Annotated in this window: 11 protein-coding genes; 8 read left to right on the top strand and 3 right to left on the bottom strand. The window is 57.7% G+C overall.

Translation table 11 applies throughout. The features are described from left to right. Positions 1–30: 30 nt before the first annotated feature. Both WMO17_RS09435 and WMO17_RS09440 read right to left on the bottom strand, forming a co-directional pair. Entirely contained in the window at positions 31–1,113 is a 1,083-nt protein-coding gene (locus tag WMO17_RS09435) for an FAD:protein FMN transferase (protein WP_005944473.1), read from the bottom strand. Beyond that, positions 1,110–1,532: a DUF3783 domain-containing protein gene (locus WMO17_RS09440; RefSeq protein ID WP_349137961.1), complete on the bottom strand. Its 423-nt coding sequence runs from the start codon at positions 1,530–1,532 to the stop codon at positions 1,110–1,112. The genes WMO17_RS09435 and WMO17_RS09440 overlap by 4 nt, the downstream gene beginning before the upstream one ends. 877 nt (positions 1,533–2,409) lie before the next feature. Between WMO17_RS09440 and WMO17_RS09445 the strand changes: the two genes are divergently transcribed. Continuing rightward, positions 2,410–3,759, top strand: coding sequence for a hypothetical protein (locus tag WMO17_RS09445; protein WP_349137962.1), 1,350 nt, complete (start codon positions 2,410–2,412; stop codon positions 3,757–3,759). Positions 3,760–3,980: 221 nt separating this feature from the next. Here WMO17_RS09445 and aroF read toward each other — a convergent pair whose 3' ends face one another. Continuing rightward, positions 3,981–4,994 (bottom strand): 3-deoxy-7-phosphoheptulonate synthase, encoded by a 1,014-nt coding sequence (gene aroF, locus WMO17_RS09450; protein WP_005944470.1) that lies wholly within the window; start codon positions 4,992–4,994, stop codon positions 3,981–3,983. Positions 4,995–5,391: 397 nt separating this feature from the next. Between aroF and ybaK the strand changes: the two genes are divergently transcribed. The 7 genes from ybaK to WMO17_RS09485 all read left to right on the top strand — a co-directional run bounded on the left by ybaK (position 5,392) and on the right by WMO17_RS09485 (position 12,145). Further along, on the top strand, positions 5,392–5,874 hold the full coding sequence (ybaK, locus tag WMO17_RS09455) for a Cys-tRNA(Pro) deacylase (protein WP_005944468.1): 483 nt from the start codon (positions 5,392–5,394) through the stop codon (positions 5,872–5,874). Between the two features lie 446 nt (positions 5,875–6,320). Next, positions 6,321–6,821, top strand: a complete 501-nt coding sequence (purE, locus tag WMO17_RS09460; protein ID WP_097775213.1) for a 5-(carboxyamino)imidazole ribonucleotide mutase — start codon at positions 6,321–6,323, stop codon at positions 6,819–6,821. A 10-nt stretch (positions 6,822–6,831) separates the two neighbouring features. Continuing rightward, positions 6,832–8,310 (top strand): amidophosphoribosyltransferase, encoded by a 1,479-nt coding sequence (purF, locus tag WMO17_RS09465; protein ID WP_005944463.1) that lies wholly within the window; start codon positions 6,832–6,834, stop codon positions 8,308–8,310. Positions 8,311–8,314: 4 nt separating this feature from the next. Continuing rightward, positions 8,315–9,361 carry a phosphoribosylformylglycinamidine cyclo-ligase gene (purM, locus tag WMO17_RS09470; protein ID WP_097775215.1) on the top strand — a complete coding sequence of 349 codons (1,047 nt, stop codon included), beginning with the start codon at positions 8,315–8,317 and terminating at the stop codon, positions 9,359–9,361. Beyond that, positions 9,355–9,951, top strand: a complete 597-nt coding sequence (purN, locus tag WMO17_RS09475) for a phosphoribosylglycinamide formyltransferase (protein WP_005944461.1) — start codon at positions 9,355–9,357, stop codon at positions 9,949–9,951. The genes purM and purN overlap by 7 nt, the downstream gene beginning before the upstream one ends. 176 nt (positions 9,952–10,127) lie before the next feature. Then, positions 10,128–10,934: an IMP cyclohydrolase gene (locus WMO17_RS09480; protein ID WP_005944460.1), complete on the top strand. Its 807-nt coding sequence runs from the start codon at positions 10,128–10,130 to the stop codon at positions 10,932–10,934. 29 nt (positions 10,935–10,963) lie between these two features. Further along, complete coding sequence (locus tag WMO17_RS09485) at positions 10,964–12,145, top strand: phosphoribosylaminoimidazolecarboxamide formyltransferase (protein WP_097775217.1); 1,182 nt, start codon at positions 10,964–10,966, stop codon at positions 12,143–12,145. Positions 12,146–12,242: the final 97 nt, after the last annotated feature.

Consider the following 12,242-nt stretch of genomic DNA (forward strand, 5'->3'; position numbering starts at 1 on the left):
CACTGCGTCGGCCTTTTGCCGTTTTAAGGGTTACTTTTTCAAATGGGAATCCCAGCCGGAAGAGGTGATGACCTGCTGATCCGGTGTGCACCACATGGCTTCCACGCCGTCCAGACTTTCCACGATCTTCATCCCGTCCTCCAGCGGCTGGCAGAACAGGCCGGTGGTCAGGCAGTCGGCAAGGCCGGAGTCGCTGCACAGCACGGTCACGCCGTTAAAGTAGGCGGCGGGGAACAGGGTGTCCGGGTCGATCAGATGGTGGTAGCGCTTGCCGTCCACCACGTAGTAGCGCTGGTAGTCGCCGCTGGTCACAAGGGCCATATCGCTCATGTTGATGGCACCGTCCAGCATGGAATCCGAGGTGTATACATCCGAAGAGCTCCACGGGTTTTCCACGCCGCCGGTCCACTGGCTGCCGTCCGGTTTTACACCAATGGCGCGCAGGTTGCCGCCCACGCTCACCAGAGCGCTGGTCAGGCCGCGGGCCTCGGCAGCCTGACACACCATTTCCACGGCGTAGCCCTTGCCCACGCTGCCCACATCCAGCAACATTTCCGGGTCGGCCAGATAAACGGTCTTGGCATCCGCGTCGATGATCACGTTGTTGATATCACAGTGCTGGGCGGCTGCTTCCAGCTCTTCCATGGTGGGCAGCTTGTTGTCGGCATCCGTCTCGGCGGCTTCGGCAGCTTCGCGGTAATTGTGCCAGATATTCAGCACGCTGCCCATGGCAATGTTCAGCTTGCCGTTGGTGGTCTGGTACATCTGGTCGGCCAGCTCCAGCATGGAGAGGATGCGGTCGTCCACCTCCACCGGAGCGCTGCCGGCATTGTCGTTGATGGTCTTGACGTTGGTCACGCCGGGGTAATCGTTGTAGATATCATACAGCTGGTTATAGGTAATAAGGTCTGCGTGCAGGGCATCCATCTGGGTGTTGAATTCTTCCTCGCTCTCGCAGTAGGCGATCACCTGCGTTACGGTATCGAACACATCATAAAAAACGGTGGAATAGCGGGTAAGCTCTTTCTTTTTGGAGGCACAGCCTGCCAGCAGGCTCAGGCAGAGCACCCCGGCCAGCAGGGCGCTGACGAAACGTTTTGCGCGGGTCTTCATACGGTGTGGTTCTCCTTTGCGGCGGTAAAGGCGGCGTGCTCCTCCTGCAGGTGGGCCAGCAGATCGCCGAACACCCAGCTGCGGTTGGAGGAAGTCACAACGGCCTTGAGCGGAATGGTGACCTGTGCCTGCTTCATCAGATCCAGCAGGGTGTCCACATCCTTCTCCTTGAAGTTGGCCAGAACCACTGCCGGCGGGTAGGCACCCGGTTCCAGCACCAGCGTGCGGGCGGCCTTGGTCTCCACCTCGCCCAGCAGCTGTGCCACGGTCTTGCCCGCATCGGCAGGGGAGACGAGCAGCACCTTCATGCCAAAGGCAGGAGCCATGCCTTCCAGCTTGCCGCGGTCGGCGGGGGAAAGGTTCCAGCCCAGAACCAGCGGGACACCGGCGTTCTGGTTGCGTGCGATATGTGCTTTCATAAAAAAACCTCATTTCAGGGTGGATTGCAAATACACTATAGTATAACACAAATACGCAAAAAATGGAATGCCGGGGGGGCCGGTACTACCGGGAAAAGTTTCGGAGAATTTCGAGCAAAGGCAACAAAAATTAGAAGAAATTACAAGGCAAATTTCAGTGCAGGTGAAGATTGTATGCAGAAAATAGAGGTGCTATACTAAAAATGCGAGACATAAGTCTCAGAAATTTAACAGAAAGCAGAGGTTTTGAGGATGAAAAAACAGAAGATGCGGCTCATCAGTGCAGTGCTTGCGGCATGTATGATGACATCTGTACTTCCGGTCAATGCACTTGCTCTGGGGGGGGGGTACGCCTGAAAATGGCGTAACTGCGCAGGAAGATACCGCAGCCAAAACGATCCCGACTACAGGCACGACCATCACCAAAGGCGGCAATTACGAGATCCCGGAGGGGATTTATACTGGTACAATCGTGATCAATGTAACCGATACGACACAGCCGGTGAATATTGCCATTAAAGGTAAGGTTACATTCAAAAATTCTGATCCTTTTATCAATGTGGCAAATGCAGGAATCGTAAATATTGATAATGAAGCCAATTATGAAGTTGACTGTGCAACGTATGCAAAACACTTCATAAATGTAGCTTCTCCGTCAGCACAGGTGACAATTGAAAAAGGTAAATACACATCGAAAGGTCTCAATGTAGGCATGGTTCCTGCTGGTACGCTTACGGTAAATGACGCAGAAATGGAATCGAATGCTTACTGTCTGACAGTTTCAAGTTCTGGAAGGGTGATTATTAACGGGGGTAAGTATACACATTACAACCCGAATGCCAATAGAGCTGTTTTTTGGGTTTTTAATGGCGGCCACATGACGTTGAACGATGTTACAGCGACCTCCGAGGAACCTGTTATCCTTAACAGTACCGGCACGGTGGACGTCAATGGCGGCGACTTCAAAACCACCGGCACAAAAAGCTGCTTTGTCAACAACTCTGCAAACCTGACCATTAACAAGGGCATCACAACAGACGGAACCTTTGCGTCTGAGGGTGCCAGCTGCATTGACAACAACTGGGGTCAGGTACGGATCAACGGCGGCAGCTTTACTACGGACGCCGGGATTGCTGTCAAAAACCGCGGAGGTCTGCGCCTTAATGGCGGCACGGTCGAAGCGCCGAACGGCACCGCCATTGACATTTCGGGCGAAAGCGGCGATGTGCAGCTGAACGGCGGCACCATCCGCAACAGCGTCACCGGTGTCCGTGTGGCCGATGCAGGCGATTCGGAGATCGACCTGAAGGCTGTGACCTTTGAGAATAATACTGATGATGATATTAGTCTGGGAAATGACCAGCAGATCAACATCAAAAAAAGCTTTGCCGGCACGGCAAAGATCCGGGTGGATGACCCTGCGCGGGGCCGTCAGATCACAACGGACAACGAGGACTCTCCTTACCAGAACAAGCTGAAACTCTTCAGCATGAATTCTGGCTACATCATCGGCTATAAGCGCGGCGATGATGGCGTGGAATACCGCTATCTGGCAGATGCCAACGGCAACATCGTCAACGCTGTAAATGCGAAGGCAACCGCTGACCTCGGTGCCGGGGAGCAGGAGCTGGATACTGCCACCGTTGTGCCGGAAAACACCACCGTGACCGTGACGGCAAACATCCCGGAGGGCGCAGAGGGCGCAGAGTTCCTCGGCTGGAGCGCCGTGCGTGACGATGGCAAAGAGCTGGATCTGGGCGATGATCAGACCGCACACTTTGAGATGCCCGGCTGCAACGTGACCGTCGAAGCGCTGTATCAGGGTGGAAATGGTGACATCGACAACCCGAGCGGCGGCGGCAGCAGCGATGTGGTGGCCGGCATTGCGGCTGTTGCGCTGACCGGTGCAGCCGTGTGGGGCATTTACGAAACCGGAACCGGCATCTATCGCGTGCTGAATATGCCCGGCGTCCCCATGCCCTCCAACCGCGCCGGTCTGGCGACCCTGATCTGGGAAAAGGCCGGCTGCCCGGAACCGCAGACGGTGAAGAGCTTCAGCGACATCGATGACGCCGACCTTCATCTGCGGCAGGCTGCCAGCTGGATGGAAGAGCAGGGTCTGATGGACGATGTGAAGGAAAACGAGTTCCGCCCCTATCGCTATGTGACCAAGCTCCAAACCTGCCTTGTCTGGGATAAGGCCAAGGAAAAGAGCCTGATCTCCTGAAAAAGTAGATCATTCTTGTAACAACCCCGGGGTGACCGCAAGCGCCCTGGGGTTGCTTTTTTCACAGGAAAAGGGGCAGAACCGGAAGATGCCGTTTATATCCACGAACCCTCCCGTGAAAAAGCAAACAAGCCAGACCCGCAGGTCTGGCTTGTTTGCAATATCAAAAATATTCTTTCCGCTGAATATATCCAGAGCGAAGCGGAGGATCTTTCAAATCATCAGTTCAGCTTCTTGCCAAAGAACTCCACCTCTTTGCCGATGAACTGCATCAGCTCGTCGAACTGGTCGGGGGTCAGGCTCTGGGCACCATCGCACTTTGCCTTGGCGGGGTTGTTGTGCACCTCGATCATCAGGCCGTCGGCACCGGCAGCAACAGCGGCCTTTGCCAGATCCGGCACCATCCATGCGTGGCCGCAGGCGTGACTGGGGTCCACAATAACGGGCAAGTGGGTCATCTTGTGCAGCATCACCACACCGGCAAGGTCGAGGGTGTTGCGCATGCTGGTCTCAAAGGTGCGGATGCCGCGCTCGCAGAGGATGACGTTCTCGTTGCCCTCAGCCATGATGTACTCGGCGCTCATTACGAACTCTTCCAGCGTATTGGCAAGGCCGCGCTTGAGCAGCACCGGCTTCTTCTGACGGCCGACGGCCTTGAGCAGCTCAAAGTTCTGCATGTTGCGGGCACCCACCTGAATGAGGTCTACATTCTCGAACAGGGGCAGGTGCTCGGTGTTCATGATCTCGGTCACGATGGGAGCACCGGTGGCGCGGCGTGCCAGCTTGAGCAGGTCGAGACCCTCGCTGCGCATACCCTGAAAGGAGTAGGGCGAGGTGCGGGGCTTGAATGCGCCGCCGCGCAGCAGGGAAGCACCCGCAGCCTTCACGCGCTGTGCGCAGTAGGTGATCTGCTCTTCGCTCTCAATGCTGCAGGGGCCTGCAATGACCGCAAAGTTTCCGCCGCCGATCTTTACGCCGTCCACATCGATCACGCTGTCGTCCGGGTGGAACTTGCGGTTGGCCTTCTTATAAGGCTCGGTCACGCGGCGGCAGGTCTCCACCACCGGGTTTGCCAGCACCCAGCTCTCGGCCACGGCCTTGGTGTCGCCGATCAGGCCCAGAATGTGGCTCTCACTGCCCTTGGAATCGTTGATCTGCAGGCCCATATCCTGCAGTTCGTGGCAGAACTCGCGTACCTGTACCTCAGGTGCGTCCTGTTTGAGTACGATGATCATAGTGTTTTGTCTCCTTTGCCTTATCGTGTGAAACGGCGAGGGAGACCGGCTCCTTTGCCGCAGCTTGCAGTGTCAAACTTCAGGGTTCTGAAGTGTGTGACGCTATGATATCACTTCAGGAAACTGAAGTCAAGAGAATTTTGAATTTTTTTGAAGAAAGTGGTAGAATGGGGGCAGGAAAAGGAAAAGCAGGCTCGCCCTCTCAGCTTCGCTTGCGCTCAGCAGCTCCCCCAAAGGGGGAGCCCTTGGCAAAAACGGAAACTTTGCGTGGATTGCCAAAGCCTCTCACTTTGGGAGAGGTGGCATTGCGTTAGCAATGACGGAGAGGGCGAGGACGCTGACCCAATGCCATCATACTTAAGAATAGAACCAGCTAAATATAAAGGGGAATACCACAATGGGAAAAGAAGCAAAAACCAATGCCATGCGCATTCTGGAGCGCGAGAAGGTGCCCTACACCGCCCACGAGTACGCTCATGAAGAGGGCGTTGCCGTGGCAGGTGTGGATGTAGCAGGCAGCATGGGCGAAGACCCTGCATGCGTGTATAAGACGCTGGTGACGCAGGGCAATAGCAAAAACTATTTTGTGTTCGTCATTCCGGTGGCAGCAGAGCTGGATCTGAAAGCCGCTGCCCGCAGTGTGGGCGAAAAAAGCGTTGCCATGATCCATGTGGCCGATATCAACAAGGTCACCGGCTATGTGCGCGGTGGCTGCAGCCCGGTAGGCATGAAAAAGCAGTATAAGACTGTGTTCGATGAGAGCGTGCTGACGCAGGAGAAGGTCTATGTCTCCGGCGGGCGCATCGGCACGCAGGTGTGCTGTGCCCCGGCGGACCTCATCCGTGCTGCACGGGCAATTACAGCAAAAATTATTTTTTAAAAAAGTCCGTCTATTGTACAAAAAGTTAACGCATCCTATTTACATAAAATATACTTAAACTATAAGTCATACTTAAAAAGAAAAACAATGTCGAAACTGCACAAAACTTTTGAAAGTTTTTTGACGGCATGAAAACACAAGGTAGAATTTGTGGGAACACTCTTTTCAAAGATGTTTTTTTGCCGTAAACTGTATGTAGTACAGGGACGGCGGCCCGCAGAAAGGGCTTTTCCGCCGCCTGAAAACGCAAGCACAAGGAACTGCGGAGGAGAACTTCAATGATGAAGATGCTGCCGGGTCTCATGGGTCGAAACAACATTCGGGCATGTCAGGGGCATCGTGCAACTTTGTGCAAAGCGTCGGGAGAGCATACGCAGAATTAAAGGCCGTGGTACGGGTGTACCGCAGCCTTTTTTGTTTGTCGGTTGAGAAAGAGAGGTTTGGATATGGTTCGTAAAGTGGCTGTGATCATGGGTTCTGACAGCGATTGGCCGGTGGTAAAGGGCGCATGTGCCCAGCTGAAAGCGCTGGACATCCCTTTTGAGGCGCACATCCTTTCGGCACACCGCACCCCTGCCGGGGCAGCGGAGTTTGCCAAAAGCGCCCGTGCCAACGGCTTCGGCGTGATCCTGTGCGCAGCAGGCATGGCAGCACATCTGGCGGGTGCCTTTGCTGCCAACACCACCCTGCCGGTGATCGGCATTCCCATGAAGGGCGGTGCCATGGACGGCATGGATGCCCTGCTTGCCACGGTGCAGATGCCCAGCGGCATCCCGGTGGCAACGGTGGCTCTGAACGGTGCCAAGAACGCCGCATGGCTGGCTGCGGAAATTCTGGCTTTGAGCGACGACGCTCTGGCCGAAAAGCTGGCAGCAGAGCGCACCGCCATGGCCGCACAGATCGCTGCCAAAGAGGAAAAGCTGCAGGCTGAGATCGCCCAGCTGTAAAGGAGAACCAATGTCTGATTTTGCATATCCGCTGCACGAAGAATGCGGCGTTTTCGGCATTTACGACCGTGCCGGTACCGAGGATGTGGCCGCTGCGGCCTACTCGGCTCTGTATGCCCTGCAGCACCGTGGTCAGGAGAGCTGCGGCATCGCCGTGAACGATGATGGCGTGATCAACGGCCACCGCGACCTCGGCCTTGTGAACGAGGTGTTCACCCCGGCGGTGCTGGCAAGTCTGGCAAACCCCAATGCGCACATGGCTACCGGTCACGTGCGCTACGCCACGGCAGGCAGCCGCGTGCGGGCCAATGCACAACCCATGATCGTCCGGCACGGCCGCGGCACCATGGCACTGTGCCACAACGGCAACCTGACCAACGCCATCGAGCTGCGCCGCCAGCTGGAAAATGAAGGTGCCATCTTCCACGGCTCCTCCGATACCGAGGTGATTTGCTACCTGATCACCCGCAACCGCCTGCGCATGGGCAGCATCGAGACCGCCATCAGCAAGACGATGGATGTGCTGGAGGGTGCCTACAGTCTGGTGATCATGTCCGCTACCAAGCTGATCGCCGTGCGCGACCCCCGCGGCTATCGGCCCCTGTGCATCGGCACCCTGCCCGGCGGCGGCTACGTGTTTGCCAGCGAGAGTTGTGCACTGGACGCTGCCGGTGCCACCCTGCTGCGGGACGTGGAGCCCGGCGAGATCGTGGTGGCAGACGCAAAAACCGGTGAGCTGCGCAGCATCAAGGATCACTGCGGTCGGCCGGACACCCAGATGTGCGTGTTCGAGTTCATCTATTTCTCCCGCCCGGACAGCATCATCGAGGGCAGCTCGGTGCACGAGGCCCGCAAGCAGGCCGGCCGGTTCCTTGCGCAGGAGCACCCCGTGGAAGCGGACGTGGTCATCGGCGTGCCGGATTCCGGTCTGGATGCAGCGCTCGGCTACTCGCAGGAGAGCGGCATCCCCTATGGCATCGGCTTTATTAAGAATAAGTACATCGGCCGCACCTTCATTCAGGGCAGCCAGAAGCAGCGCGAGAACAGCGTGCGCATCAAGCTGAACGTCGTTTCCAGCACGGTCAAGGGCAAGCGGGTGGTGCTGGTGGATGACTCCATCGTGCGCGGCACCACATCTGCCCGCATCATCAAGCTGCTGCGGGATGCCGGTGCCACCGAGGTGCACTTTATGGTGTCGGCACCGCCGTTCAAGTACCCCTGCTACTTCGGCACTGACATCCCGGATCAGAAACTGCTGGTGGCCACCGGCCGCACGGTCGAGCAGATCAATGAAGTGATCGGGGCCGATACGCTGGGCTACCTTTCCACTGAGCATGTTGTCCAGCTTGCAAAGAACGCAAAATGCGGATTCTGCACCGCCTGCTTTACCGGCGAATATGCCGTGAAGCCGGACGAGGTGCTTTCCACCGATATTCACGAACGCCACCTGAACGACCGTCCCAAGGACGAGAAAAAGTTAGGAGAGTAAGACCATGGAAAAAAGCTATTCTGAAAGCTATGCAGCCGCCGGTGTGGATATCACCGCCGGTTATCGCTCTGTTGAACTGATGAAGCAGTATGTGGCCCGCACCATGAACGAGCACTGCATTGGCGGTCTGGGCGGCTTTGGTGGCCTGTTTGAGCTGGACTGCACCGGCTACAAGCACCCGGTGCTGATCTCCGGCACCGACGGCGTGGGCACCAAGCTGAAAATTGCCATGATCATGGACAAGCACGATACCATCGGCATCGACTGCGTGGCTATGTGCGTGAACGATGTCATCTGCGCCGGTGCAAAGCCGCTGGTGTTCCTGGATTACATCGCCTGCGGCCGCAACATTCCCGAGAAGATCGCAGAGATCGTCAAGGGTGTGGCTGAGGGCTGCGTGCAGGCCGACTGCTCTCTGGTGGGCGGCGAGACTGCCGAGCACCCGGGCATGATGCCGGAGGAGGAGTACGATCTGGCCGGCTTCACCGTGGGCGTTGTGGATAAGGAAAAGATCCTGAGCAACGAGACCATGGCAGCCGGTGATGTGATTCTTGCCCTGCCTTCCACCGGTGTGCACTCCAACGGTTTCTCGCTGGTGCGCAAGATCTTTGACATTGACGCAAACCCCGATGTGCTGCACACTGCCCCTGCAGAGCTGGGCGGCAAGACGCTGGGCGAGGCCCTGCTGGCTCCCACCAAGATCTACGTCAAGCCTGTGCTCAAGGTGCTGGAAGAGGTGGATGTGAAGGGCATTTCCCACATCACCGGCGGCGGCTTCTACGAGAACATTCCCCGCAGCCTGAAAAAGGGCTGCTGCGCACGCATCAACAAGGCAGATGTCCGCACCCCGGCTCTGTTCCAGCTGATGCAGAAGACCGGCAATATCTCCGAGCACGATATGTTCAACACCTTCAACATGGGCGTGGGCATGGTGCTCACCGTCCCCGCAGAGCAGGCCGACAAGGCGCTGGACATCCTGCACGCAAACGGTGAGCCGGAAGCTTACCGTCTGGGCGTCATTGCAGAAGGTGAGGGCGTGGAGCTGTGCTGAACATTGCAGTTTTAGTCTCCGGCGGCGGCACCAACCTGCAGGCTCTGCTGGACAGCGAAGCCCGAGGCGAGAACCCCAACGGCAGGATCACCCTTGTGGTGGCCTCCAAGCCCGGTGTCTATGCGCTGGAACGGGCCGCAAAGGCCGGTGTGGAAGGCTGCGTGGTGCGCCGCAAGGATTACGCCAGTAGTGAGGATTTTGACGCAGCTCTGCTGAAAACGTTGAAAGACCACAACATCGATCTGGTGGTGCTGGCAGGCTTTCTGTCCGTGCTGGGGCCCAGTGTCATTGAAGCGTATCCCCGCCGCATCCTGAATGTGCACCCGGCACTCATCCCGTCTTTCTGCGGGCCCGGCATGTACGGTCTGCGTCCGCATGAGGCGGCTCTGGCCCGGGGCTGCAAGGTGACCGGTGCCACCGTCCACTTCGTGAACGAAGAGTGCGACGGCGGGCCCATCCTGCTGCAGAAGGCCGTGGACATCCTGCCCGGCGACACCCCCGAGGTGCTGCAGAAGCGTGTGATGGAGCAGGCCGAGTGGAAGCTGCTGCCCAAGGCCGTGGCTATGGTGTGCAGCGGAGAAATTGAGTGAAAAGATAAACTGGCTCGCCCTCTCAGGCCGCTTCGCGTCCAGCTCTCCCAAAGGGAGAGCCCTTGGCAAAACCATGAACTTTGTGTGGACTGCCAAAGCCTCCCACTTTGGGGGAGGTGGCAGCGCGTCAGCGCTGACGGAGAGGGCGAGGTCGTTATCCGTAAAGGAGAACAACAATGGAAAAGATCAACCTGAACGAGTATCTGGCATCCAACGAGTATCCCGGCCGCGGCATTGCTGTGGCAATGGCTCCGGATGGCCGTCAGATGTTCATTGGCTACTTTATCATGGGCCGCAGCGAGAACAGCCGCAACCGCGTGTTTGACCCCGTGCCCGAGCGCGGCGGCATCTGCACCATCGCAGCGGACCCCGCAAAGCTGGAGGACCCCAGCCTCATTATTTACAATCCGGTGCTGACGCTGGGCAAGACCCATATCGTGACCAACGGCGACCAGACCGATACCATTTATGACCTGATGAGTCAAGGCAAGAGCTTTGCCGATGCCCTGCGCACCCGCACCTTTGAGCCGGACGGCCCCAACTACACCCCCCGCATCTCCGCTGTGGTGTACGCCGACGGCAGCTATCAGATGAGCATTCTCAAGTCTGCGGACGGCAATGGCGACAGCGTGCAGCGCTATTTCTTTGATTACCCGCAGCCCGTTGCAGGCGAGGGCCATTTCATCAGCACCTACAAACACAACGGAAATCCCATCCCCAGCTTTGAGGGTGAGCCGCTGCGCTTTGCCTGCCCCCGCACCATCGGCGATTTTGCACAGGGTCTGTGGAGCAGCCTGAACCCGGACAACAAGGTGAGCCTGTTTGCCCGGGTCGTTGATCTGGACTCCGGCGAGACCGGCGACATGATCTTTAACAAGTACGATGCTGTGTGCAGCGATCTGGACGACCCCGAGGAGCCGGAGCTGCTGCCTGAGGAGCTGGAACTGCTCAAAAAGCTTGACGCAGAGGAAAAACAGGACTAAAACAATAGAGAAATAAGGAGGATGCACCAATGAACGAACTGGCATTGAAGTACGGCTGCAACCCCAACCAGAAGCCCAGCCGCATTTATATGGAAGATGGCTCTGACCTGCCGGTTACTGTGCTGAACGGTAAGCCCGGCTACATCAATTTTCTGGACGCGCTCAACTCCATCCAGCTGGTCAAGGAGCTGAAAGCTGCCTGTGGTCTGCCCGCAGCAGCTTCCTTCAAGCACGTTTCCCCGGCAGGCGCAGCGCTGGGGCTGCCCCTGACCGATGTGGAACGCAAGATGTACCACATTGCCCCGGATATGGAGCTGTCGCCGCTGGCAAATGCCTACGCCCGTGCACGCGGTGCGGACCGCATGTCCTCCTTTGGCGACTGGATCGCCCTTTCGGACATCTGCGATGTGCCCACCGCAAAGCTGATCCAACACGAGGTGTCCGACGGCATCATCGCCCCGGGCTACGAGCCGGAGGCACTGGCTATCCTGTCCGGCAAGAAAAAGGGCAACTACAATGTGGTCGCCATCGACCCGGCCTACAAGCCCGCTCCCATCGAGCACAAGCAGGTGTACGGCATCACCTTTGAGCAGGGCCGCAACGAGCTGGTCATCAACGCCGACACCATGCTGAACAACTGGGTCACCGAGAACAAGGACGTGACCGAGGAGCAGAAGCGTGATCTGGTCATTGCACTCATCACCCTGAAGTATACTCAGTCCAACAGCGTGTGCTACACCTACCACGGCCAGACCATCGGCGTGGGCGCAGGCCAGCAGAGCCGCATCCACTGCACCCGTCTGGCAGGCCAGAAGGCCGACAACTGGCAGTTGCGCCACATGGATAAGGTGCTCAACCTGCCCTTCCGCGACGATGTGGCAAAGCCCAACCGCGACAACGCCATTGATGTTTACATCGGCGATACCCCGGAGGATGTCATCGGTGATGACGTCTGGGCAGAGACCTTCACCGAGCAGCCCGCGCCCCTGACCGCAGAGGAAAAGAAGGAATATCTGAGCAAAGTGACCGGCGTGTGCCTTGGCTCGGATGCCTTCTTCCCCTTCGGCGACAACATCGAGCGTGCCCGCCGCTCCGGCGTGACCGCCATCGTGCAGCCCGGCGGCTCCATCCGCGACCAGCAGGTCATTGACACCTGCAACAAGTACGGCATCGCAATGGCCTTCTGCGGCCTGCGGCTGTTCCATCACTGATAGTACGGCACGGCGGAAGCTTCCTCCTCGGACACGAATCGGGCCATTCCATCGCCCGCCCTGCGGCCTGCGGCGGCAGGGTCCCACCCCAGCGGAC

The sequence above is a fragment of the Faecalibacterium faecis genome (assembly GCF_040096475.1).
Taxonomy (GTDB): Bacteria; Bacillota; Clostridia; order Oscillospirales; family Ruminococcaceae; genus Faecalibacterium; species Faecalibacterium taiwanense.